Source organism: Psychrobacter sp. H26 (assembly GCF_059073035.1).
The window spans coordinates 263,462-287,513 of sequence record NZ_JCACRW010000001.1 but is presented as its reverse complement, the minus strand read 5'-3'; the positions used below and the strand labels follow the sequence as shown (position 1 = coordinate 287,513).

Annotated in this window: 22 protein-coding genes; 9 read left to right on the top strand and 13 right to left on the bottom strand. The window is 44.2% G+C overall.

Annotated elements, in window-relative coordinates; all coding sequences use genetic code 11:
• Positions 1 to 170 precede the first annotated feature (170 nt).
• A complete protein-coding gene (locus tag AC5JPT_RS01330) occupies positions 171 to 1,391 on the bottom strand; it encodes a CNNM domain-containing protein (protein ID WP_493851677.1) in 1,221 nt (406 codons plus the stop codon).
• A 687-nt stretch (positions 1,392 to 2,078) separates the two neighbouring features.
• Here AC5JPT_RS01330 and yajC point away from each other — a divergent pair.
• From yajC to AC5JPT_RS01300, 6 genes are all read left to right on the top strand, one after another.
• Positions 2,079 to 2,408, top strand: coding sequence for a preprotein translocase subunit YajC (gene yajC, locus AC5JPT_RS01325; protein WP_319050287.1), 330 nt, complete (start codon positions 2,079 to 2,081; stop codon positions 2,406 to 2,408).
• Positions 2,409 to 2,785: 377 nt separating this feature from the next.
• Positions 2,786 to 4,663, top strand: coding sequence for a protein translocase subunit SecD (gene secD, locus AC5JPT_RS01320; RefSeq protein ID WP_493853256.1), 1,878 nt, complete (start codon positions 2,786 to 2,788; stop codon positions 4,661 to 4,663).
• Positions 4,664 to 4,672: 9 nt separating this feature from the next.
• Entirely contained in the window at positions 4,673 to 5,926 is a 1,254-nt protein-coding gene (gene secF / locus AC5JPT_RS01315) for a protein translocase subunit SecF (RefSeq protein WP_493856789.1), read from the top strand.
• A gap of 273 nt (positions 5,927 to 6,199) precedes the next feature.
• Positions 6,200 to 7,603: an MATE family efflux transporter gene (locus tag AC5JPT_RS01310; RefSeq protein WP_493856788.1), complete on the top strand. Its 1,404-nt coding sequence runs from the start codon at positions 6,200 to 6,202 to the stop codon at positions 7,601 to 7,603.
• Positions 7,604 to 7,711: 108 nt separating this feature from the next.
• Complete coding sequence (locus AC5JPT_RS01305; RefSeq protein WP_493856787.1) at positions 7,712 to 8,443, top strand: AzlC family ABC transporter permease; 732 nt, start codon at positions 7,712 to 7,714, stop codon at positions 8,441 to 8,443.
• Positions 8,433 to 8,792, top strand: a complete 360-nt coding sequence (locus tag AC5JPT_RS01300; RefSeq protein ID WP_493856786.1) for an AzlD domain-containing protein — start codon at positions 8,433 to 8,435, stop codon at positions 8,790 to 8,792. Before AC5JPT_RS01305 ends, AC5JPT_RS01300 begins: the two co-directional genes overlap by 11 nt.
• Before the next feature lie 119 nt (positions 8,793 to 8,911).
• On the opposite strand, the gene purF is transcribed toward AC5JPT_RS01300, so the two are convergent.
• The 11 genes from purF to AC5JPT_RS01245 all read right to left on the bottom strand — a co-directional run bounded on the left by purF (position 8,912) and on the right by AC5JPT_RS01245 (position 19,834).
• Complete coding sequence (gene purF, locus AC5JPT_RS01295; protein WP_319050281.1) at positions 8,912 to 10,447, bottom strand: amidophosphoribosyltransferase; 1,536 nt, start codon at positions 10,445 to 10,447, stop codon at positions 8,912 to 8,914.
• 208 nt (positions 10,448 to 10,655) lie between these two features.
• The gene (locus tag AC5JPT_RS01290) at positions 10,656 to 11,153 is read right to left on the bottom strand and encodes a CvpA family protein (protein ID WP_319050280.1); all 498 of its coding nucleotides are present in this window, start codon (positions 11,151 to 11,153) and stop codon (positions 10,656 to 10,658) included.
• Positions 11,154 to 11,183: 30 nt separating this feature from the next.
• A complete protein-coding gene (locus AC5JPT_RS01285) occupies positions 11,184 to 12,218 on the bottom strand; it encodes a quinone-dependent dihydroorotate dehydrogenase (RefSeq protein WP_319050279.1) in 1,035 nt (344 codons plus the stop codon).
• Positions 12,219 to 12,455: 237 nt separating this feature from the next.
• The gene (locus AC5JPT_RS01280) at positions 12,456 to 12,869 is read right to left on the bottom strand and encodes a DUF4870 family protein (RefSeq protein WP_443524192.1); all 414 of its coding nucleotides are present in this window, start codon (positions 12,867 to 12,869) and stop codon (positions 12,456 to 12,458) included.
• 236 nt (positions 12,870 to 13,105) lie between these two features.
• The gene (locus tag AC5JPT_RS01275; protein ID WP_493856785.1) at positions 13,106 to 13,675 is read right to left on the bottom strand and encodes a type II secretion system protein M; all 570 of its coding nucleotides are present in this window, start codon (positions 13,673 to 13,675) and stop codon (positions 13,106 to 13,108) included.
• A 32-nt stretch (positions 13,676 to 13,707) separates the two neighbouring features.
• Positions 13,708 to 15,030, bottom strand: a complete 1,323-nt coding sequence (gene gspL, locus AC5JPT_RS01270) for a type II secretion system protein GspL (RefSeq protein ID WP_493856784.1) — start codon at positions 15,028 to 15,030, stop codon at positions 13,708 to 13,710.
• Positions 15,031 to 15,116: 86 nt separating this feature from the next.
• Complete coding sequence (locus tag AC5JPT_RS01265; RefSeq protein WP_493856783.1) at positions 15,117 to 15,575, bottom strand: SixA phosphatase family protein; 459 nt, start codon at positions 15,573 to 15,575, stop codon at positions 15,117 to 15,119.
• A 51-nt stretch (positions 15,576 to 15,626) separates the two neighbouring features.
• Positions 15,627 to 16,919, bottom strand: a complete 1,293-nt coding sequence (locus tag AC5JPT_RS01260) for an NAD(P)H-dependent glycerol-3-phosphate dehydrogenase (RefSeq protein ID WP_493856782.1) — start codon at positions 16,917 to 16,919, stop codon at positions 15,627 to 15,629.
• Positions 16,920 to 17,042: 123 nt separating this feature from the next.
• Positions 17,043 to 17,627: a nitroreductase family protein gene (locus tag AC5JPT_RS01255; protein WP_493858405.1), complete on the bottom strand. Its 585-nt coding sequence runs from the start codon at positions 17,625 to 17,627 to the stop codon at positions 17,043 to 17,045.
• A gap of 235 nt (positions 17,628 to 17,862) precedes the next feature.
• On the bottom strand, positions 17,863 to 18,963 hold the full coding sequence (gene zapE, locus AC5JPT_RS01250) for a cell division protein ZapE (RefSeq protein ID WP_319050273.1): 1,101 nt from the start codon (positions 18,961 to 18,963) through the stop codon (positions 17,863 to 17,865).
• A 211-nt stretch (positions 18,964 to 19,174) separates the two neighbouring features.
• The gene (locus AC5JPT_RS01245) at positions 19,175 to 19,834 is read right to left on the bottom strand and encodes an alpha/beta hydrolase (protein ID WP_493856781.1); all 660 of its coding nucleotides are present in this window, start codon (positions 19,832 to 19,834) and stop codon (positions 19,175 to 19,177) included.
• 303 nt (positions 19,835 to 20,137) lie between these two features.
• Between AC5JPT_RS01245 and AC5JPT_RS01240 the strand changes: the two genes are divergently transcribed.
• From AC5JPT_RS01240 to xseB, 3 genes are all read left to right on the top strand, one after another.
• Entirely contained in the window at positions 20,138 to 20,506 is a 369-nt protein-coding gene (locus AC5JPT_RS01240) for a hypothetical protein (protein ID WP_319050271.1), read from the top strand.
• Between the two features lie 238 nt (positions 20,507 to 20,744).
• On the top strand, positions 20,745 to 22,277 hold the full coding sequence (xseA, locus tag AC5JPT_RS01235; protein WP_493856780.1) for an exodeoxyribonuclease VII large subunit: 1,533 nt from the start codon (positions 20,745 to 20,747) through the stop codon (positions 22,275 to 22,277).
• Between the two features lie 58 nt (positions 22,278 to 22,335).
• Positions 22,336 to 22,596 (top strand): exodeoxyribonuclease VII small subunit, encoded by a 261-nt coding sequence (gene xseB, locus AC5JPT_RS01230; RefSeq protein WP_493856779.1) that lies wholly within the window; start codon positions 22,336 to 22,338, stop codon positions 22,594 to 22,596.
• 21 nt (positions 22,597 to 22,617) lie between these two features.
• Here the strand turns inward: xseB and pncB are convergent, their stop codons facing one another.
• Positions 22,618 to 23,844, bottom strand: coding sequence for a nicotinate phosphoribosyltransferase (pncB, locus tag AC5JPT_RS01225; RefSeq protein ID WP_493856778.1), 1,227 nt, complete (start codon positions 23,842 to 23,844; stop codon positions 22,618 to 22,620).
• Positions 23,845 to 24,052: the final 208 nt, after the last annotated feature.

Sequence of the window (24,052 nt, the reverse complement as noted above, 5' to 3'; positions counted from 1 at the left end):
GCCATGTGACACCCTGTGTAATTATTGCGACTAACAAAACGCAGAAGTCTCACATTTGCGGCTATGACACCGCACGTCATTAAAACGGTTATTTTTATGACGTTTGGTGCCATAACATTTGATCTCAAGGGCTCTTATAGTGGCTCTTAATACTAAATCAGCTCTCAATACTAGAATTTGGCGTCGCTATTGCTATCGTCATCTTGCTCGTCGTCACTGAGCTTCATACCCAAACGTTCTACACGTCTGTCCATCATTTGTCGAGCTAAGGCCTGCATATCTTCTACGCGATCTATCTCATCAACAATCTCAAGCCCTAGCAGTGTCTCAAAAACATCTTCTAACGTGACCAAGCCTTTTACTTCGCCATATTCACCGACAGTAATCGCAATATGAATACGGTTTTTTAGCATAAGCTCTAGTAGATCGAATAGCTTCATTTTAGAGAATACGAAAGTAATGTCTCTTTTGAACTGGGTCAACGGTTTGTGCATAGCATGATTGACTTTGGCCAATAACATGTCAGTCTTTAAAACAAAACCCGTAATATTATCTAAGTCACCATCATAAATAGGCAGTCGAGAAAAAGTCAGTTTTGGGCGATCAACCAATAACTCAGCCACTGTTTTGTTTTCTTCAAATGCAAGCATCACTGAGCGCGGCGTCATGATGTCTTCAACCTTTATAGCACCAAACGCCAGTAGATTACGAATAATACGTGACTCTAATGGATCGATCTGACCTGACTCTTCACCAATGCTAGCAAGTGCGGCAAACTCGCGACGGCTAAACGTTTGCGTCTCTTTACCGCGTACTAGTAGCTTAGTCAAGCGTTCTGACACCCAAATAAGTGGGTACAAAATCATGATAATACCGCGGACAAAGTATGCCACCATGCCACTCAGCTGACGCCAGTAGACCGTACCCAGTGTTTTTGGAATAATTTCAGATAAAAACAAAATGGCAAGCGTCATAATGGCAGAGAATAAGCCGAACCAAGCGCTACCAAATACGATCGTCGCCTGCGCACCAGCCCCAATAGAGCCAAGCGTATGAGCGACCGTATTTAGGGTCAAGATAGCGGCCAAAGACTGGTCGATATTGTCAACTTTAAGGCTCTTTAGCATCGCTGCTTTTTTGGGGCTTGTCTCTTGCACATCGGCAATAAACGATGGCGTCATGCTAAGCAGAACAGACTCTGCAAGCGAACAGACAAAAGAGACGCCAATAGCGAGCAAGACAAAAAATATCAAGAGAGAAACACTGAGTGCAGTTGGTGCAGCAGCAGCGGTTGTTGTGGCTACAGCACCAGCTGCCCATACAGACTGCGGTAGCATCAATAACGCTAACGCAGAAAAAAATGTATAACCAATTTGAGAACTATGCTTCATTCTCGGGGGAGGTTCTGCAGATGCGTCTTCACGATGAGCGCGCGGACGACATAAACGAGGTACAAACATAAAAGTGGTGAACAAGTTAGGTAACCTAAAAAGAGAAGAGGGAATATGACATAAAGAGCAATCGATGTCAGTTAATAGCGTGCTATAAGATATCTATAGATCATTGTAGCGTTAATTATATATGAATCAGATACGTGTTAGGCTTATTTAGTCTACTCTGTAGTACTTTTACTCACCATGTACCTCACTACACTGCATGAACCGATACTACTGCTCAAAGCTGATTTAACACTGCTCCAAAGCTATATTTCGCTTCAATAGACAGCAGACTAAATACAGGCAATCATTGCCATTTGATAGTAGCATTGATAATAGCATTTCACAATAAGTCGCTATTTTTAAGTTTTTATTTTTTGGTCACTTTTATTGTTCATTATTGCCTCAATATTACTGAGCGAGTCACTGCTGTTTATGGCTCCTTGTAATGCTATTTATGGCTTCGTATTTGCGTATCCTATACTTGGAATAGTAAAACGTTGTTGTGACACCTGTGTACCGCTAGTATGCCTCTACGCTAACAAAAACATGCTCAGCCTATGATTAACAGTTACCAAGTCGGGTATTTTTTGTTACTATGCGTCTAATTTTATTGTTATCTATGACTTACTGAGAGATATTATGAGCCTATTTATCCAAGCTGCCCATGCTGCCCCAGAGACTGCAGGTGCTGCAGGTTTATTCGGTCAGATTTTACTGCCTGTTGCCTTTTTTGCCATTTTTTACTTCTTGGTTATTCGCCCGCAGTCTAAGCGTACCAAAGAGCATCGTGCAATGGTTAACGCCTTGAGTGTTGGTAATGAGATCATTTTTGCTGGTGGTTTGATGGGCCGTATCAAAGCGATAGAGGGTGATTATGCCGTCGTAAGCCTAAACAACAATACTGACGTAAAAGTACAACGTGCTTCTGTTATTTCAGTATTGCCTACTGGCACGATCGAAGGCGTATAGTTACTACTGTTTCTTACCAGTAATAATCTGATGGTCATCTCACCACTGGGTGTCATGACAAAACAATGACCGTATATCATTTACGGTCATTTTTCGCTATTAAAGCAGTAAAGTATAGTTGCCATATAGGCTGAGTTTTTGTCTATATATATTGGCTCTTGAAACACATTGGTTTTATCTATTTGCTTGGTGATATTTTTGGTGACTAGATAAAGATACCGCTGTATTATTTGCTTTACTGTTTTATGCTTTACTATCACCGCGGATGATCGCAATGAAGCCTGCCAAATAGACAGTCAATCATTGCTGTCGCTAACTTCCCATCTGCTAACTTGTGGCTCACATCGCCAGTCGTTTATCAACCTAAAGAAGTGATTATGCAATATCCCGCTTGGAAATACTTAATTATTGCCGTCGTGCTACTCGTGGCCGGTCTATACGCTGCCCCTAACCTCTACCCTGACGAACCTGCCGTGCAGATCACCAGTGCTGCAGCTGGCACGCAATTGTCTGAAGGCATTTTGACCGAGTCTCAAAGCTTGCTCGAAGAGGCAGGACTAGACAATCATGATGGTACGTTTGAGGGAAACAGTGCGCTGGTACGCCTCAACAACCCAGTTGACCAGCTAAAAGCGCAGGAAGTACTCCGTCAAAACTTGGGTGAGGACTATGTAGTCGCTCTCAACCTAGCACAGACGACCCCGCAGTGGCTGCGCGATATCGGTGCAAAACCGATGAAGCTCGGTCTTGATTTGCGCGGTGGTGTTCGTTTTGTACTAGAAGTTGATATGGACAAGGCACTTGAGCAGCGTTTGACCAGTGCCAGTCGTGATATGCGACGCGAGCTACGTGCTGAGCGAGTAGCAATCAAAGGTATAAAAACTGAAGAGCGCGGTGTTGTGTTGCATTTTGCTGACACTGATACACGTAATCGTGCACAGAATATTTTGCAAGGCTCGATGAGCAATACGTTTAATCTGCAATCTTCTATTGATGATCAAGGTCCTGCATTAGTGTTGTCGTATAATGATGCAACGCTTGATGAGATCAATAGCTATGCGGTCAATCAGAATTTAACGACTCTACGTAACCGTATTGCTGAGCTAGGTGTCACTGAAGCCTTAGTACAGTCTCAGGGTGCTAGCCGTATTGTGGTCGAGCTGCCAGGTGTACAGGATACCGCTGAAGCAAAACGTGTCCTTGGACGTACCGCAAACCTTGAGTTTCGTATGGTAGCAGACGACGCCGATACCTATACAGGCGGCATACCTCCTGCAGGCACAGAGGCCTTCCCGTTTGAGACATTAGATGGTCCACCAGTATTACTAGATCGCCAAGCGATCGTCACAGGTGACAAAGTAACCAACGCTCAAACTGGCGTAGATGAAAGCGGCCTACCTGAAGTAAGTATTACTTTGGACAGTGCTGGCGGCAAGCTCATGCAGAACGCCACTCGTACCGCTGTTGGTCAACAGATGGCTGTACTATTTATTGAAAACAAGCAAAGAATCACTTACGAAGAAGATCCAGAGACTGGTGAGACGACCGAAGTTCGTACGCCTTATGCTGAAACTAAAGTTATCAACCGCGCTAACATTCAAGCGGTACTAGGTTCATCATTCCGTATCACAGGTTTAGATAGCACTGCTGAAGCAGCCGAGCTTGCTCTATTACTACGTTCAGGCGCACTTGCGGCTCCAATGTATTTTGTAGAAGAGCGCACCATTGGTCCATCATTGGGTCAAGAAAACATTGATAAAGGCTTGTTCTCTACGCAGGTTGGCTATCTTCTAGTCTTTGCGTTTATGATTATCTTCTATCGTCTGTTTGGGGTGATTGCCAACGTGGCACTCGCCGTGAACGTTATTATTATCATTGCTATCATGTCAATTTTGGGATCGTCTCTTACTCTACCTGGTATCGCAGGTATCGTTTTGACCATCGGTATGGCCGTTGATGCCAACGTACTGATTTTTGAGCGGATACGAGAAGAAATAGCAAATGGCGTACGGCCAAAGTCCGCTATCGTGGCAGGTTTTGACCGCGCATTTAGTAGTATTTTTGATGCCAACATCACAACCTTATTGGTCGCGTTTATCCTATTTGCGATTGGTACAGGTCCGATTAAAGGCTTTGCGATTACGCTAGCTATTGGTATTGTCAGCTCACTATTCACCGCTATTTTGGTGACACGTGCACTGGTACAAATTGCTTACGGTAAGCGTAAATCCATCAAAAGTCTGAGCATCGGTTAGGAGAATACTATGGCGATCGATAATAACAACCCTTTAGAACAGCAGAACAACCCTGATCGAAATGGCTCGACTGGTGAGGCGACTAATGCAGGTACGCGACGCCGCAAAAAACCGCGTCGTGATGGTAAAGGTAGCAACACTAAAACCAATAATCCAACTGCCACAAAATCTGGCAAAAGCAGTCGCAGCGGCGGCAAAGATAACAAAGACAGTCAGGCATTATCTACTGCGACTGATCCCAATCTAGTATCAGGTGACGCCGCTGATGATGCTGCAGCCGTAGCTGAAGGTGGTATCAAAGCGGTTGGTAATCAGCGTATTATTCCTTTTATGAAGATAGAAAAGCCAATGGCGCTATTATCTTTATTTATGGTTATCGCTAGTATCATTGCTATCGCTGTCAATGGCTTGAATTTAGGTCTTGATTTTACTGGTGGTGTCTCAGCAGACGTGCGTTATGAGCAACCTGTCGAGCAAGTAGCCGTGGTACAGGCGCTGGCAGACAGTGGGTTTGATGATGCTGTCGTACAGTATCTAGGCACTCGCGAGGAGCTACTGGTACGTCTGCCGCCTCAGTCCGACAACGTCGATGGACTAAGTGCAGATCTCACTCAAGCATTGGCATTACCTGATAATACTGCTGATATTAGCAACGTCAATATCATTGGTAGCCAAGTGGGTAATGAGGTTTACTTAAACTCAGTTATGGCGCTAGCACTAGCACTGGCCTGTATGCTGGGCTATGTTGCCCTACGCTTTCAGTTCAAGCTGTCTTTGGGCGCTGTACTGTCTCTTTTTCATGATGCCGTCGTAACTATTGGTGTGTTTGCATTGTTTGGCTTTCCGTTCGATTTGACAGTATTGGCTGCTATCTTGGCTTTGATTGGTTATTCATTGAACGATACGATTGTTGTCTATGACCGTATCCGCGAAAACTTCCGCCGTGTTCGAGGTATATCGCCCAGTCAAACTGTCGATTTATCTTTGACTGAAACCTTACGCCGCACGATTATGACCATCTCAACTGTTCTATTGGTCGTACTAGCCATGCTCTTCTTGGGCGGCGATGGACTATACTGGTTCTCAGTGGCGCTATTTATCGGCTTGCTTGCCGGTACATACTCGTCGACTTATATCGCAAGCTCGATTCCATTACGTATGGGTCTATCGCGCGATGACTTTATTGTGAAAGTAAAACCAGAGTTCGAAGAAGAGATTGTTACTTTTAATGATCCAAAGATGTTTGAACAGGACAACGTCTAATAAGCCATATTAGCTGTCTAGCAAATTGGTTGAGCTAAGACGCGAACATAGCGTATTATTGGTCTTTATATTATCGCTACTCAAATAGTCATAATAACAGTCACAATCTTTAAAAGCGTCTAAATAAGAGCACCTGACTCATGAATGATGAGTCTAGGTGCTTTTGTCTTTATAGCCGTTTTGTCTCACTTCTCATAGGTATAGCACTGCTGTTTTGCTACAGATTAAATAACATATTACTCTCTTTATCACCTCAGTATAAACGAGCTACCAATGTCAGCCAACGCTTCAACATCTAATGCCATGCCGCCTATTGATACCAGCTATAAGCGTATCATCGCGATTGCCCTGCCTGTACTGTTGGCCAATCTTGCTATGCCACTGCAAAGTGTTATCGATACAGCAATCGTAGGCAATATGAATGACACTGCCAAACTGGCTGGCATGGGTCTAGCAATACAGCTGTTGTCCTTATTGTTGGTCAGTTTTAACTTTTTGCAATACGCCTCATCGGGACTTTCCGCACAGGCATTAGGACAGTTGGCTAATAGTACTGACCGTATTGCAGCAACCTCTGCCACCCCTCTGCTTTCTATCTTACAACGTGCGCTGTTATTAGCCTTTATCATTGGCACAATATTGCTACTCGCAAAGCCATGGCTGATTGATTATGGTTTACAAGCACTGTCGGCCAACCCGGAGAGCGGTCGCGCGGCAAAAACCTATCTAGATGTACGCTTTTGGGGCGTGATAGCGGAACTCATGAACTTTGCATTTATTGGATGGTTTGCAGGACAAGGTAAAACACGATATATGCTCTACCAACAAGGTTTTATCGCCATAATCAATATCGTGCTGACCTTATTTTTTGTGTTTGTAATGCAGATGGGTTTGGCTGGTGTTGCTCTAGGTACGACTATCGCGTTTTGGCTAGGCGTGTTGTTGGCATTGTGGTTAAGCCGTCATCACCTAACGACATCTTGGAGCGCACTGTTTAGAGCTGACAGCCAACATTTCACCAAAGAAAAAATGCTTAGGCTATTTTCTTTAAACAAAGATATTTTTGTACGTACACTTATTTTGACGCTAAGCTTTGCTTGGATCACTCGCCTATCTGCCCAAAGTGGCGACGTCATACTGGCAGCCAATGCTATTTTGTTACAAGTATTAAGTATCTCAGCCTTTGCGCTTGACGGCGTTGCTGTCTCTGCTGAAACCTTGAGCGGACAGGCCGCTGGTCGACGTGACTGGCCACGTTTTCGTCTGATCGTCAAACGCACAGGTGTGGTTAGCTATGCTCTCGCTATCATGTTGAGTGCCATTTGGTGGCTTGCAATGCCCACATACTTAGACTTTATGACCAATATTGAACCAGTATTTACTCTCGCTTATGAGTACCATTGGTATGCCGTGCTATTGCCTCTTGTCGGCGTGGGTGCCTACTGGTTGGATGGTATATTTTTTGGTTTAACCGCGGGTAATGTCATTCGAAATGCGGCACTCATACTGGCTGTTGTTTTCTTTCCATTGAGTTGGATACTTTACCAGCAATGGGATATGACTGGTATTTGGCTCAGCGTGTGGTGTTTGTTGCTATTGAGATTGATCATTTTAAGTGGGTTTTTATACCGTGCTCATCAGTCAGGTAGTTATGAGAGGCTACAGCCTGAAGCATAGTAGTTATCGACTAAATGCCTGCTTGGTTAGCCACCTTATGCAATGAGTGGTTTATCCTTAGAACATATAAATTTATAAAAAATTAGTAAGACAAATTTAGGATGTCATGTGAGTACTCATTCAAATGAATTAAGCCAGCAACAAAACAGTCACTACGACTGGGCTGAGGGGTTCAAAAAGAGCTTACCCGTTGCTATGGGGTATCTGCCTGCAGGTATTGCCTTTGGTGTGCTGGCACAAGTTGCCGGTATTCCCATATGGGCAACCATCATGCTCAGCATTGTGTTGTATGCTGGTGCCGCACAATACGCTTGTCTACCCATGCTAAGCGCAGGCTTACCAATCGGTAATATCGCAACCAATATCGCAGCGATAAATTTACGTCACGTATTTTACGGTATGCCGTTATTACAGTATTTACCTCAACACAAACTCGCCAAAACGTATTGTTTGTTCGCCCTAACTGATGAGACATTTTCGGTGATGACCAGTCTACCCCATGAGTCACGACGGGCATTGATACTGCCTATTAGCTTATTCAATCAAAGCTGGTGGGTGCTCGCGAGTGCTATTGGCGTGGTCATTGGTAGTACGCTCAGTGATTTAGTACCGCATTTAGATTTTGCGTTGGTTTGTCTATTTGCAATTTTAGCCTACGAGCAGTTTCAAAGTATCAAGCGTTACTTTCCAATTGGTATTGCAGTGATTGGCCTAATTATCGCCTCGCTATTTACGAGCGATTGGTTGCTATTAGTAGCCATTACTATCTGTATGATCATGATTTTGATACGTGGATTTTGGATACAACGTCAAGAAATAGGAGCGCCTCATGACCAGTAGTTATCTTATTTTTGCAACACTTGCCATGGCTGCTGTTACCTTTATCACTCGTGCATTGCCAGCGCTAATACCTAGAAAAATTTTAGACACGCCTTGGCTACATCGATTGAATGAGAGCTTGCCGCTGTCTGTCATGGTCTTACTTATTTTGACCAGTCTGTCTTATCAGAATTTACCAGCAGATATCACGATCAATAACTCTGAGCTTCATTTATTGATGGCTCAAGTTGGTGCGCTTATTTTGGTACTATTTGTTTACCATATTAGCCGTCAACTTTTGGTGAGTATGGTCGTTGGTATTGCTGCAATCAATGGTTTGTTTTGGATACTTAGTCGATTTTTTGGCTGACTGTATGACGTACGCTTGTACTACTTTCAGTATTTTTGATTGTGCTTTACATACAAAAAAGCTGGATCCTACTCAGAACCCAGCTCTTTTTACAACATCATTCTTCAGCGGTATACGACTTAAAGCTCTTCAACACCCATCATATCTACTGGAGTGTCGGCCACTATCTGTACACCCTTTTTCCCCGTTTTAGCGGTGTCATTACGCTGTTCTTGCAGGTGATCAAGATACGCTTCATTGATCTGACCTGTGATATAGCAACCATTGAATACCGCACAATCAAAACCTTCAACACGGCTATGCTTGGTGTCTTTTACCGCATCGATCAAATCATCCAAATCTTGGAAAATTAAACGATCAGCACCGATGATATCACGTACCTCTTCGACACTATTACCTGAAGCTATCAGCTCACTACGCACTGGCATATCGATACCGTAGACATTTGGGAATTTTACCGGTGGCGCAGCACTCGCAAAAAACACCTTGTTAGCACCGGCATCTCGTGCCATTTGGATGATTTCATGACAGGTCGTACCACGAACGATAGAGTCATCAACCAATAGTACATTTTTACCTTTGAACTCTAATGGGACAGCGCTAAGCTTTTGACGCACTGATTTTTTGCGTTGCTGCTGACCTGGCATAATAAACGTACGACCGATATAGCGGTTTTTCATAAACCCTTCACGATACTTGACGTTCATTTTGAGTGCCAATTCCATTGCTGACGTACGTGACGTATCTGGAATCGGGATAACCACATCGATGTCATGTCCGTCGCCCCATTCAGCAAGGATCTTATCTGCCAGTTTTTCACCCATGCGTAAGCGTGATTTGTAGACTGAGATGTTGTCCATAATCGAATCTGGGCGAGCAAAGTACACATACTCAAAGATACAAGGCGTGTATTCTTTTTGCTCTACGCACTGATGCGTATGCAATTTATGGTTCAAGTCGATAAAAATCGCTTCGCCTGGTTTTACATCACGAACGATAGTGAATCCTGACCCTGTTAGCGCTACTGATTCTGAGGCGACCATATACTCGGTACCGCCGTTCTGTGCCATGCGTTTACCAAAGATAAGCGGACGGATACCGTTTGGATCACGGAATGCCAGCAGACCATGACCAGTAATCAAAGCCACAACGCCATAAGCACCCTCACAACGTTTATAAACCGCTTTTACTGCTTCAAAAATATCATCAGCCGTTGGATGAGTCTTGCCAAGATTTTGCATCTCGTGCGCCAGTACATTTAGCAGTACTTCAGAGTCTGAGTCAGTATTTAGATGACGACGATCTTCGATATATAGCGATTTGGCCAAACTCTCAGCATTGGTCAAGTTGCCATTATGTGCAAGCGTAATGCCATAAGGTGAGTTGACATAGAAAGGTTGGGCTTCAGCGCTGCTAGAGGTACCAGCCGTTGGGTAACGAACGTGACCAATACCAAATTTACCAACCAGTTTCATCATATGACGATTCATAAATACGTCACGTACCATGCCATTTTCTTTACGTAGATAGAGTCGCCCATCCTGCAAAGTGACAATACCTGCTGCATCTTGCCCGCGATGCTGTAGCATCGTCAAGCCGTCATAAAGTATCTGATTGACTGGCTCATGAGCTGCAACTCCAATGACTCCACACATAATAGCTATATCCTATTTTGACCCACACATTAGTACGACAATAACGGCAAATGCAACGACAGCATGTTGCTAAAATCACTCACTGTCGTTCGCCGCTAACCTGATGATTTTGTAAGACACTTAACGATAGTTTCTGATAACTTGTTTTTGATGATCCGCGACACGCACAAACATTTAGAAGTATAAAAAGAATGAAAACTTTAGAAAATTACGATTGATTGACTTGATCCCAAGCCATGCCTAACACATCTGAAACCAAGGCTTTGCCCATGGGTGCATAAGGCATGAGCTCAGGGGCAAGTACTGAGGTCTGCCATTGCGGCATCTGCACCAATAACGGTGCACTAACACTCAAAATGACCAATACCATCAAGACATTTTTGGCAGCACCAAGTACCCCGCCAGCCATTTTATCGACCACACCTAAGCGTAGGGTTTTGAGTACACCTGAGAACACAAAAGCCACCAAGTGCATGATAGCCAATATTGCAATCACTACCAACAAAAAAGCCAACGCCATTTGTAACACAGGGCTTTGTACGATACCAGACAGTTGAGGCGATACTACGCCTGCTAGGCGAGTTGCAGCAATAAGCGCAATGAACCAACCTACCAAGCCTACTGCTGTTTTGATCAGTCCGACTTGAAAGCCACGCCACAAGCCAATCAATACAACGATAGCAATCACAATATCTAGACCGCTCATACTTTGCGCCTCACTATCTGCTTCATGTGATTAGCCTTCCATGGCATCATAATACCCACCGATTGCTTGAATACACGACTGTACCAGTCCAGGACCTCTATAGATCAGTCCTGTATAGAGCTGCACCATGTCTGCACCCGCTTCGATTTTTTTGACGGCCTTGGCACCACTATCGATACCACCGACACCGATCAAAGCCACTTTACCATCCAGCTGATCGGAGAACTGCTGCAAAATCTGAGTGCTAATATGGCTGACTGGTCGACCTGAAAGACCGCCCATTTGATCGCCATCACGCAAGTCTTCGACACCCACACGACTCAATGTTGTATTGGTCGCGATCAGACCATCGATTTCAAAATCTAACAACTGCTGTGAGATATAGTCGACTTGTAGAGGCTCTAGATCAGGGGCAACCTTCAATACTAATGGCACATAAAAACCATATTCAGTGGCTAACTGACTGTGACGGTTCTTAATCGTATCCATCAGCTGGGTCAACGCTTCTCCACTTTGCAAATCACGTAAGTTCTTGGTATTTGGCGATGAGATATTGACCGTAATATATGACGCATGAGGATAAACACGCTCTAGACAATAGACATAATCATCTGCTGCTTGCTCTACTGGCGTATCAGCATTCTTGCCAATATTGATACCGATATTACCCTTGTACTTGCAGCGTTTGACGTTATCAATCAGATAATCAACGCCTTCATTATTAAAACCCATACGGTTGATAATAGCGTCTGCTTGTTTGATTCGAAACAGCCTAGGTTTATCGTTACCCACTTGTGGTCTTGGTGTGACGGTACCTACTTCTATAAAGCCAAATCCAAGCTCAGCTAAGGCATCAATATAGTCACCATTTTTGTCCAGACCTGCGGCAAGACCAACTGGATTAGAGAATTGCAATCCCATACAGTCTGTGGGCTGCATCGACTGACCATATGCCAAGCCTAAGACGCGCGCCTTATGTGCCTTGTCCAATAAAGACAAAGTCATCTCATGGGCGTGTTCAGGATCCATATTAAACAAAAAAGGACGAAGTAAGGCATAAGACATAATGACGACAGACCCTGCTCAAAAGCAATAGTGAATAAAGAATATGAATAAAATCAAGCGCAGCGATTATATCAGCTTAACAGAAACAAGGGCAAAGTTTCATACGGTAAATTTCCACCCCAAAGTAACTCTTAGCACTCCTAAGCATTCAGTAAATGACGATAATAAGTCACTGCCTGTTCAGTGGATCAACATCAAAAAACACTCAAACCATACATCTTGTGGCATATTAAAGCACTAAGGTACTGGGCGACCATCAGTCAGAGCAATCCAACCACGAACGATACGATATAGATGCCAGATAAAGGTAAAGGTCATAATCAATAGGCCAAATCCAGCCAATAATATGGAACCAATAGCGATATTGCCACTATCAGCCAACACACTGACACCAAAGCCGCCCAGTGCAAAGGTGATGATGATAACACCAATGACAAACCAGACAATACTGTACCAGAAGGTTTTGATTTGCCAATCAAAATGCGTGGCTAACCATGACCCATTCGCATCATGGCGCTTGGCATAGTTCATCACAATCGGCACAATCCATAATAAACCAGCAGTAAAGTAACTGATCACATATAAGAAATAAGTAATGTGGTTGTAAGTCACCAAAGAACGGTGCTTGTCTTTGCTCATACTGTCACTCATCGTAGGCAATTTTCCTTACTGAGTTAGCTATCTAGATATTTTTTGTGGTACCTATTTGTGGTTAGCAGTGGCTAATAAATAGTTAATGGTGCCAGTAAATGGCGTTTCAATGACATTCAAGCTAAAATAATACTCAAGCTAAAATGGCACCTAATCTAAGATGTTGGACCCAGCACGCCGTCTTAAGCACTGGCCATCGCTCATCTTAACTGATATATCACGTTTAGCACACCACACTATGAAGTGATAGTGGCTTGCACTTCAATGGATTTGTCCGTTAGGTTTTGCTGCATAGATAACTGCATGAACTGCCAACCTTGCTGCTCAAGCTTACCAAGTGCAGTACTGACAACAGCTTGACTAGGATGCACAAACCTCAACTGCACCGAATCGCCAGCAGCAACGACTTGAGCGTCCGTAATACCTGAATTATTGAGTAGCGCACTGATGCGATTGGCAGGCGGCATGTCAGCCACGCCGTTAGTAGTATTATTAATATTCAATGCATTATTATCAATATTACCTGCTTGCGCACGCAACCAAAAATAATCAGATACTTGCTCTTGATAGTTACTTTTGCTGGATTTTGCGGCTTGATGAATACTATAACCGCCATAGCCACCGATAAATAACAGCAGAAACACGGACAATACAGCTAATGCCAGCTGGTCACGTGGTGGTAGAGCTTGCCAGCGCGTTGCCAGCATGTTTTGATAACTGCCAATCTGAGCTGAGAGTGCATGCGTTGTAGTATTGGATGCAGAGGCAGCTGCACTACGTTTGGTACGGCGCTGTAATCGTTTCATATTTTAACCTTTATTACCGATACCTAGATGAGTTATGACGCTGCCACATTGTCTGTTGCACCACTCCCTTCCACTATATTTACAGTGATCTGACCACTGAACTGACCTTGCTCATTACTATTCACTTGTGCAAGCTTAGCACTCAATCCCTGTGCAACCAGTGTGTTCGTAAACTGATCTAGACTGCCGCGATCAGGTGCAATGAGCGTAAAACTGAGTGCTGATGGTTGCATGACTAATGATTGCGCACTTAGCGAGGACTGTTTGATCAAAGGTGATATCTTTGATAGTGCGGCTATATGCGACTCAGGTGCTTGGCTATCGCTCATCAGCTTGGGTTGCAGTTGTACTTGGAGTTTGGTACGTGTACTGAGTGGCTCATCAGCGAACCAAGATTGATACTGCGCCGCGATTTCGGTCTTGGTTGCAGCAGTGGCCTCGTTGTACTTGTACCACTGTACGCCATCGGTTGCCATCTGTAGCACCAAGGCCACTAGCGCAACCATCATTGCCACTCGCAGATAAGGTGATAGCTGCGAGTCAGTTGATTTAATAAAAAAGTTAAGAGCATGACGTTCAGGACCGTCAATGGGTTTAGGTATACTCGGTAGCGTCGTCAATAGCAGTTGAGCATCAGCGATAAGCGCTGTTGTTTGTGCGATGGCGCTGGTTGTCGCTGACATCGTCTGAATATCTTGTGTACCCGTAACAGCAGTCTCGTTAGACTCTATAGCCGCGTTTAGACTATCATCTATCGACTGGTTGTCTACGAGACTCGAAGCCTCAATAGACGATAGCATCATCACTTCACTTAAGTGCGGCAAACGCTCCAATATCAGCGGTAAATAGCTGACAGCCATCCCTTGGCGCACTGACTGACGCAATAACATCGTCTGCTCATCTTGGTACAGTGTCACTTGCTGACCTGCTCCCTCCTCTGGCGACGGCAACAATAAAAAATCAGGAAGTAAGGCAACGATATTCATGTCAATAAGCTGAGCACTTTGCTGCCAGGACTCAATATCGCTTTGCGCCAGTGCATACAGCTGCGTAGTATCAGCATGACCTAACTGGCGAATAGCCAATTGCTCAACAGGTGTGAGCGAGGTCTCTTCAAACAGATACTGCTTACCGCTGTTGCCCAGCTGCTTGAGCTGAGTAGCACTAAGCTCGGTATCTACCTGCAGTGCATAGCTTGAGGGAAAATATAGGCAAAGTGACTTTTGGCTATTGGATTTATAATGGCTATAGACAGTTTGCAGCTGCTGCCAGCTGTCAACCATTTGCCACTGCTGTACCTCTTCATGCCAGACAGCTAACGGACTATGCTGCGCTCGTAACCAAACGTGTAACACTAAACGTGTCCTCAATTATTGATGCAATTATAACCATACGTTCATGAGGCAGAACCCCAAAGGCATCTGCTAAATGTTCAAATTTTTTAGTATGGCTGATCAGGCACAAACCGATCCACTTCTGTTGCCATACCTGTCATCACAAACTCCATCTCAAACACTCTAGCTTCTGCCAAAGAGAATGAATCAGGAGACTCACCGGTAAGCAGTCCCGCTATATAAGCAACAATCGACATATGGCAAACCACTACCAAACACTCCGCGTCAATATTAGCGATATCTATTAGCGCCTGACGAGCATTATCAGAAGGCGTAATGTTGGGTTGGATAGATGATGGTGTTTTTGGCGCGCGCAACTGAAATGTAGACAGTGTCTGTTGCGCGCGTTCATAAGGACTGACTATGAAACGATCTGGGCTATAATGAGTGGTCACATACTCCGCCGTTTGCGCTGCTTGCTGCTGACCAAAATCAGTCAACTGGCGCGCACTATCTGGACGCGTCTCATCTTCTGCTTGACCATGACGTACTAATATAATTTTCATAACCTTCCTTGGTGCATGTGGCGGCAGTGTATTTTGCCTAAATAACAAGCCTTACTTGCTATCAGCATCGCTATCGTTGGCATTGTCTGTGGCACTGTTTTTCATATGAGCAGTCAGCGCGGCATTGCTATGATCATGAGCCATCACAAACTCAACATCACTACGGAATCCTGCTTCCATCAAATGTAGTGCCACACCTAGTGCTGCCTTATCTTCATAAATCACGGCATAGAGTGCATGGGTAATGGGCATATAAATGCCCGCTTTAGTGGCTTTTTCGTGAACCTGCTGAATCGTATTGACCCCTTCAGCAGTTTGACCGAGCTTTTTGACAGCGGCATCAATACTCATGCCGCGACCGAGCATATTGCCGATACGGTAGTTGCGGCTCAATTCTGAGCTACAAGTAGCATATAAATCCCCAACTCCCGACAGACCTAAGAAGGTGAGCGGATTTGCCCCTTCTTCGACACCGAAACGACTCATTTCCGCCAGCGCACGGGTCAGTATCATTGCCTTGGTATTCTCACCCACTTCATAGGCAGCTGCCATACCCATAGCAATGGCGTAGATATTTTTGAGTGCGCCGCCAAGCTCAACGCCGCGTATATCATCACTAGCAAACACTCTAAAAAACGCACTATGCAGCGCAGCTTGTACGGCATGGCGTAATGGTTCAGACTCACTTGCTATGACTGTAGCAGATGGCATGTTTTTCATAATTTCGATAGCCAGATTTGGCCCTGACATAACACCAAAGTTCACCTCAGGCAGCACTTCTTTGATGATATCGCTCATCATCGCAAAAGTGTCTTTCTCCATGCCTTTTGTCAATGAGACAATAGACTGTCCACTGATAAATGGCGCGATACTCTTGAGGGTCTCGCGAAAGGCCAAGCCCGGCACAGCAATAAAGATGATATCTTTGTCTTTGACACTTGCCGCCAAATCATGGCTGTATTTTAGACGATCATCAAGCTTGTAACCCGGTAGATATTTTTTGTTGGTCTGGGTTTTTGCCATCGCTTTGACAGTACGTTTATTACGTACCCATAGCGTGGTATCACAGCCATTACGTGCGGCCAAATTTGCCATTGCCGTACCAAAGCTACCACCACCCAAAAATGCCAAACGCAGCTTGGTAGGATTACTATGAATATCTGCCATATCCTTTGCAACTGCAGACGCCACTGGACTCGGTATTGATTTCTTACGACCGATGCCTGACTTACTTGCACGCTCTAAGATACCTGCCAGCATACCGTTTTGTTTGTCAGACGTATTGTTGCTCGTCTCATCACTAGCGCTGCTATTGTCTTTGTTGCTATTGTTAGGGCTTGTCATGTTCTTTTATCCGTGTTGACTGACTTATTATCAATAGAATCTATCTTACCCCTGATATCTTAGATACACAGGTTGACTGTCTATTTTGGCAATACTATTACCAAGAAATCCTATAGGGTCAAATCATGACTCGAAGCGTACTAACGGTTCGATATCGATAGGTTTGCGGGCAGACTCATCTTTGGGGCTTGTGCCAGTATAAACAAAAGCGGTCACATAATCATCTGGCCCTACGCCAAAATAGGCTTTTACTGCCGGCTCGTTACATAGTAGTCCAGTACGCCACACCGTACTAAACCCTTGGGCTTTTAGCGCCAATATAAGGTTTTGCACCGCAGCGCCAGCACTAAGCATTTGCTCAAATAGTGGGACTTTTTTATGCGCTTGCATTTGAGTAACCACAGTTATAATCACTGGTGCACGAAGTGGCATAGTGTGGGTTTTTTTGATGGTCTTCTCAGACACCTCTTCACCATCTTGTAATGCCTTTGCTTTGACGGCTTCAACCAGAGCATTGCCAAGCTCATGTCGCGCGTCACCTTGCGTCACAATAAATCGCCATGGGCGCAATTTTTTGTGATCTGGTGCTGTTGCTGCGCACTCAATAGCAGACTCAATCTGGTCACGCGTCGGTGCTGGTGTATCTAGATTGCCCATACTGCGTCTTGAATTAATCCAACCTATTAACTCATCACTGGTAGATGACATATCGCTTCCTGATACATTTTTCACGGACAGCTTATTGTCTAGCGTTTCTAGATTATCTTCATTCGTTATAGTCATTGGTTATCCTTACTTATTATTATCTATTTTTGCTAATTATTTTTAATATTTATCACTGACTGCCTAATTCTTATTACTCAGCAGTTCTAAAGAATAAATCTTTAACAGTACTTTTAGAAGCAATGAGCATAGAGCATCAGCAATACAGCTTTAAGGAGAACTACGCGGCATCCTCGACACGGTGCTCCATACGTAGGTAGTCTTCTGATTGCATCTCAAGCAAGCGCGAGCGAGTACGCTCAATCTCAAACGCCAGCTTTTCTCCCTGATATAAGTCCAAAATCGATTGTTCTGCCCTTACCAATAGTTTTACACGGCGGTCGTAAAACTCGTCAACAAGGTAGATAAAGCGGCGCGTTGGATCACGCAGATCATCATCTAAGGCGGGTACTGAGTCGACCAATACCGTACTGAACTGTTTGGCAAGCTCAATAAAATCAGATGCTGAGCGCGGTGCCATGCACAGATGGCGGAAATCACAAAATAGAATGTCGTCAGTACGCGCATTGACTTTTACTTCGCGACCATTAATAGTAATAGGATCATTACTGATTTTTTGGTTATCAGACAGACTGGCAAAACGGTTGGCTAACCAGTGATGGTTGGCCTTGGTCATTGGCGACTCATATAGCTCCGCTTGCTGAAGCACTCGCAGACGGTAATCAATACCAGAGTCAATATTCATCACTTTTGTATGGCTTTCAACTTCTGCAATGGCTGGCAAAAAACGGTCACGGTGCAGGCCATCTTTGTATAGTCCAGCGGGTTCAATGTTTGATGTGGCGACCAAGGTAATGCCGCGATTAAACAGCATGGTGAACAAATCACCTAAAATCATAGCATCGGAGACGTTAGACACAAAAAACTCATCGAAACAGATGATGACCGCTTCTTCATAAATAATATCGGCGACCTTTTCGAGTGGATTGCTTTCACCTTGGAGTTTATTCAACTCTTGATGGACGCGCTGCATAAAATGATGAAAATGCAGACGCATTTTGCGCTCAATGGTCAGTGAATCATAGAACATGTCCATCATCCACGTTTTACCGCGTCCTACACCGCCCCACATATATAGCCCAGTTGGTGCGACCGGCTTAGACTTCAAAAACCCAAAAAAACCTTTCTTTTGCGGCGCACTATTGATGAGCTGATGGTATATCTCATCAAGGGAACTCATGGCCTGAAACTGCTGCTCATCACGGGTAAACTCATCTGTACTGACGGCTTTCTCGTAACGTTGCAATGGAGATAAACTCATAATACGACTCATCGTTGGATTCAATAAATATCAAAATTAAATAACAAAATAGTGGGATAGCCAAGTATCTGACAAGAAACACTACCCGTCAACACACTTCACACCAAGGTACTTTATTCAAAAACATGGGCTGTGAGATGTACTACAAAAAGCCTCTTCAAAGACAAAGCTGTGAAATAACGGCCTTTGAAGAACAGTTATAAAGCCAAAGCTAGCCGTCATGCCCAAAGCTATGGGCTTCTAATAGCTTTTTGAGCTCTGACAAGCGTCCATGGAAAAAGTGTCCAGCACCATCGACGACGCTAACCTCAAGCCCTAGACGATCTGCAAACGCTTGCATATTGTCAGGTTCAATCACTTCATCAGCATTGCCATAAATCTCAAAGGTTTTGTCAGCGGGTAGATCAATGTCACTACTGTCGTTTTTTTCGACTGATGGTGCAATAAGGGCAATTTTTGAAACTTCAAAATCACCTACTCCCCATATATGCGGGGCTTCAAGCACTTGTTCAGCCACGCGGGCTGTGACATATCCACCAAAAGAAAAACCACCAAGCCATAGTTTACGGGCATTGGTTTGTTCGGCGATCCATTGTAGCACGGTCATTGCATCGACGACTTCACCTTCCGCGTAATCGTGCTCACCTGTCGACTGTCCCACCCCGCGAAAATTAAAGCGCACCACATGCATGCCATTATCACGAGCAAAGCGATACATAGTCGTGACTACTTTGTTATTCATCGTACCGTCAAACAGGGGATTAGGATGACACAGTAGCGCCACGGTATCGGTGTTTGGGTCATTCGGATTGTCTTGTTGCCATAGTGCGTCGATCTCGAGCACACCAGCAGGAGCAGGAATCAATTGCATAGTATTACTTTTTAATAAAAAATGAATGGCTCAATTATGCTAGATATGATTTATATTTCAAGTGATTTGCTGTGTATGGTCGTGTCTTGTTTTGTTTTAAACGAATGAAAGCTATTTTTAGCCTTGGGGTTTAGGCTTTAGACCTCACTCATTTCACTAAACGCACTTATGGCAGTGTCTCTTCGCAATATCGCTGCAATACAACACACCATAAGCGTCTAGACATTTAATATATCGTTAGGTTACATTCATAAAGCTTTACTTATAATCATGATGTTTTTTTTGTAACCTCAGGAATCATTTATGAATACTTTTAATAAAACCGCCAGTCTAGGTGCGTGTTTCGCGGCTATACTGACATTGAGTGCGTGTCAAAGCACACCATCATCGCCTGTGATTCAACGTGCCAATTCCATTTATGAGACTACTGGTATCAGCGATACTAAAGTAAAGGCGCAACAGAATGCCATAGATAGTGCGCAAAAAACCTGTCGTAGCAAGCAAGTGATTATCGTAGAAGATAGCGTGCAATATAACGGTATCTTGAATGAGCGTACTGGTCGCATGGTTGGACAAATGGGTGCAGTCGTTGGCTCTATCTTTGGTACAGGCACACCCAACTTGTCGCGTGATGATGACTATGAATACACTATTAGTTTTCGTTGCCAATAAGCCAACAACCTATTTTATACGATAGCCACCTTAAGGATGGTAGGTTTACGAGTCATCTGCTGATATCACAGACAATATGATGCCAATCAAATAGCCAACAAGCTTCGATGTCGATAATATATCGCTCAAAGCGTGTTGGCTTCGCTTTTTGTACACGCCCTTTTGGGTTAAACTGTTCATATTCTACTTGTCACTACCTCATCAGTCTTTGTATTTCAATCATCTTCGGTCTCATATCATGCGCAAACCCAATCTTTCAAATATCAAACCCGCCAAAGTATTAGCGCCTGCTAAAGATTTGGCAACATTGGAAGCAGAACTCGCTGAGCAAGAAGACCATTTAGAAGATACTGTCCTACGCCTGAGCGACTATTTATCGGCGGTTGAAATGGTCATCAAACAAACCTTTGATCACCGTGTCTGGGTCAAGGCGGAAATCCGCAATTTATCAAGTAAGGGCGGTCACTATTACTTTGAGTTGGCAGAAAAAGACGACGAGGGCAAAGTAATTGCCAGTTGCCGCGGTAATCTTTGGCGTTTTAAAGCGTCTCGTGTGTTGGCTAAGTTTGAGCGCGCAACAGGAATGCCCCTTGAGCGTGACTTGACTGTCCTACTCAAAGTATCGGCAGGTTTCCATGCCCAATATGGCTTTTCTATTACCATTGAAGATATTGATCCTAGCTATACGCTAGGTGACTTAGCACGGCAATATGCAGAGATGGTTGATCGCTTAACAGGCGAAGGGCTACTGCATCTTAACCAACAGCTTCCGACTCCTTTTGATATCGAACATGTACTGGTCATCGCACCCGAAAAGGCTGCTGGATTGGGCGATTTTCAAGCCGATGCAAATCGCTTAGCGAATACAGGCGCTTGTCAGTTCCACTATCATCATGCGACCTTTCAGGGCAATCACGCGCCCGCCGAGATACGACAAGCGATTGTTAGCGCCCAACAGGCGTTTTATGATACTTACCAGCACCTACCAGACTTGTTAGTCATTATTCGTGGCGGCGGTGCAGTTGGTGATTTGGCTTATCTGAATGATTATGAGTTGGCAGCGTTGGTTGCTGAGCTACCTATTCCTGTCTGGGTCGGTATCGGTCATGAGCGAGACCGCGTGATTTTAGATGAAGTTGCGCACACAAGCTTCGATACGCCTTCCAAAGTCATTGCTGCTATCCATAACCATTTAGCGCAGCTCGTCTCTCAGACGCTACAATATCAAGCGCAAATTAAGCAAGCCGCTCAGCGCCAATTGAATACTGCCGAGCAACAAACCACGCGCCAGTTGAGCCAAATACAATCGCAAACTATCGGACAGCTCACCGCTCTACAAAAAGACAGTGATTATGCGTGGCGCAGCATTCAACAAAGCGCGCAGCGCCAAGTGAAGCAAGCCGCCAGATTGACGACTGAGCGGTATGTACAGACGCAAAACTTAGCGCATCAGCAGCTCACAAAGGTCGCTACTCGTAGTAAAAATTACCAAGAGTCCATCATGCAAAACGCGCAACAACAAGTGATACAAGCGAAGCGTGATAGTGAACATCTGCGAGACATTGTACTATTACATCGACCCTCTCGCGTGCTCAAGCAAGGCTATACCATGCTTATGGATAAAAAAGGCAAACAAACACTCACCAGCAGCGCCCAACTGTATCCTGAGCAAACGGTCAATATTATTCTAAAAGATGGTAGCGCAACAGCACAGATTATAGATATCGCTATGGATAAAAAAGTAACAGAAACCTCAGGCACTTTGACTTAACAAAATAATAATATCTAAAGAACACTCGTCTACTTATCTTTAAACATTAGGAAATTTTATGACCACCCCTACTCGCAGACGCAAAAAAGCCGCCCCAAAAACTTTTAAGGCGGCCTACGATATTTTGAAAACCAATGCAGCCGAACTACAGCAACAAGACGAGCCTGACATCGATAACCTGATGACCACCGTTGAAGAGTCTATCGCCGCTTATCGCGTGTGCGAGACTCGCATCAATGCGGTTCAGCAAGCATTGGATGCCGCCTTTGCTGAAGAAAATCCTACTAGCGACTCCAAGCATAATCATGCTGATAGTTAGACAATAGAGTGTTTTTCTGGCTTATTCTGGCTCATCAACCTCAAATACTTGACGAAGATAGGCAAGATACGTGTCGTTATTGATCATGGTCTTGCCTGGGCTATCAGATAGCTTGGCGACTGGCTGACCATTGCACTCTACCAGTTTTAGTACGATATTGATCGGTGTAATACCCATATCATTGGTCAAATTGGTACCAATGCCAAAGCTGGTTCTGATACGATGTTTAAAGTATTGATGCAGCTCCCACGCCTTCTCTAAGTTCAAGCCATCACTGAAAGTCAGAATCTTGGTCTTTGGGTCTATTTTTAGCTTCTCATAATGGGCAACTGCTTTATCACCCCAAATATAAGGGTCGCCACTATCGTGGCGTAGCCCATCAAAGAGCTTGGCAAAATATAAGTCAAAATCACGCAGGAACGCATCCATTCCGACTACGTCTGTCAATGCAATACCCAAATCACCACGATACTCATGTACCCATGCTTCAAGCGCGGCCTTTTGTGAGTCACGCAGACGCACATCCAATGCCTGAAATGCCTGCATGAACTCATGTGCCATCGTCCCTATTGGCGTCATTCCTAATTGCTTGGCCAAATATACATTAGAGGTACCGCTCACGATCTTTGGTTCAGCGTTGTATAACGTCTCCACCACATGCGCTTGCCAGTGTTTACTAAAACGTCGACGCGTGCCAAAATCAGCAACGATAAACGGCGGTGTATCGACACCATTGTTTGCTTGCTCTACCGCATATTGGTGCAGTAGCGTGACCTTTTCATCGAGTCGGCGCTGTCCTTCTTCAATCACGCTATCATTCGATAGTGCATTAAAATATAGCTCATTGACGATAGCGAGTACAAATACTTCAAAGAACATCGCTTGAATCATCGGTCCTTCGATATCGATAGATAAGCGCCCTTTCTCATCTGTACTGACAGTAATAAAGCGGCGCTTTAGCTTAAACAACTCAAGATAATCGACAAAGTCTGAACGCATAAAACGCAAACTGCGCAGGTAGTCCAGTTCATCTGGCAAAAAACGCAGCTCACATAAGCTGTCTAGTTGCTGTTCTAAGTCTTTTTGGATATCAGCCAATGGATAGGCCGTGTCTTTATTATTGCGGCAGCGAAAACGATAAACCCCATGTGTCTGAGGGAACTGATGCAGCATGGCTTGCAGCATAGTAAATTTGTACAAATCATTATCAAGCAGTGAAGTAATGATCGGGGTATAGGTAGCAGTCATGCTATCGCCTTAGAAGTGCAAAATGAGAAACAAGCGTCACTGAATAGACCAAGCGACATTGCAACATTGTATTTGAGATATCAACTGTATTTGAACTATAAATAGTATCTAAATAATAAGTGACAAACGCACATAAAGCGCGAGTTATCAAAAAGTCATTAAGTATAACGAAGTTTGGTGTTTATTTCAGAGTTCACTATAGATTGCA

What these genes read in the sequence shown, in the direction of transcription:
- AC5JPT_RS01240 (WP_319050271.1), top strand. Translation starts at nt 20,138, where the DNA reads ATGAATACTTTTAATAAAACCGCCAGTCTAGGTGCGTGTTTCGCGGCT.
- AC5JPT_RS01265 (WP_493856783.1), bottom strand. Translation starts at nt 15,575, where the DNA reads ATGAAAATTATATTAGTACGTCATGGTCAAGCAGAAGATGAGACGCGT.
- AC5JPT_RS01275 (WP_493856785.1), bottom strand. Translation starts at nt 13,675, where the DNA reads ATGAAACGATTACAGCGCCGTACCAAACGTAGTGCAGCTGCCTCTGCA.
- AC5JPT_RS01280 (WP_443524192.1), bottom strand. Translation starts at nt 12,869, where the DNA reads ATGAGTGACAGTATGAGCAAAGACAAGCACCGTTCTTTGGTGACTTAC.
- AC5JPT_RS01260 (WP_493856782.1), bottom strand. Translation starts at nt 16,919, where the DNA reads ATGACAAGCCCTAACAATAGCAACAAAGACAATAGCAGCGCTAGTGAT.
- secD (WP_493853256.1), top strand. Translation starts at nt 2,786, where the DNA reads ATGCAATATCCCGCTTGGAAATACTTAATTATTGCCGTCGTGCTACTC.
- AC5JPT_RS01255 (WP_493858405.1), bottom strand. Translation starts at nt 17,627, where the DNA reads ATGTCATCTACCAGTGATGAGTTAATAGGTTGGATTAATTCAAGACGC.
- xseB (WP_493856779.1), top strand. Translation starts at nt 22,336, where the DNA reads ATGACCACCCCTACTCGCAGACGCAAAAAAGCCGCCCCAAAAACTTTT.
- AC5JPT_RS01290 (WP_319050280.1), bottom strand. Translation starts at nt 11,153, where the DNA reads ATGAGCGGTCTAGATATTGTGATTGCTATCGTTGTATTGATTGGCTTG.
- AC5JPT_RS01330 (WP_493851677.1), bottom strand. Translation starts at nt 1,391, where the DNA reads ATGAAGCATAGTTCTCAAATTGGTTATACATTTTTTTCTGCGTTAGCG.
- secF (WP_493856789.1), top strand. Translation starts at nt 4,673, where the DNA reads ATGGCGATCGATAATAACAACCCTTTAGAACAGCAGAACAACCCTGAT.
- AC5JPT_RS01285 (WP_319050279.1), bottom strand. Translation starts at nt 12,218, where the DNA reads ATGTCTTATGCCTTACTTCGTCCTTTTTTGTTTAATATGGATCCTGAA.
- pncB (WP_493856778.1), bottom strand. Translation starts at nt 23,844, where the DNA reads ATGACTGCTACCTATACCCCGATCATTACTTCACTGCTTGATAATGAT.
- AC5JPT_RS01310 (WP_493856788.1), top strand. Translation starts at nt 6,200, where the DNA reads ATGTCAGCCAACGCTTCAACATCTAATGCCATGCCGCCTATTGATACC.
- xseA (WP_493856780.1), top strand. Translation starts at nt 20,745, where the DNA reads ATGCGCAAACCCAATCTTTCAAATATCAAACCCGCCAAAGTATTAGCG.
- AC5JPT_RS01300 (WP_493856786.1), top strand. Translation starts at nt 8,433, where the DNA reads ATGACCAGTAGTTATCTTATTTTTGCAACACTTGCCATGGCTGCTGTT.
- yajC (WP_319050287.1), top strand. Translation starts at nt 2,079, where the DNA reads ATGAGCCTATTTATCCAAGCTGCCCATGCTGCCCCAGAGACTGCAGGT.
- zapE (WP_319050273.1), bottom strand. Translation starts at nt 18,963, where the DNA reads ATGAGTTTATCTCCATTGCAACGTTACGAGAAAGCCGTCAGTACAGAT.
- AC5JPT_RS01245 (WP_493856781.1), bottom strand. Translation starts at nt 19,834, where the DNA reads ATGCAATTGATTCCTGCTCCTGCTGGTGTGCTCGAGATCGACGCACTA.
- purF (WP_319050281.1), bottom strand. Translation starts at nt 10,447, where the DNA reads ATGTGTGGAGTCATTGGAGTTGCAGCTCATGAGCCAGTCAATCAGATA.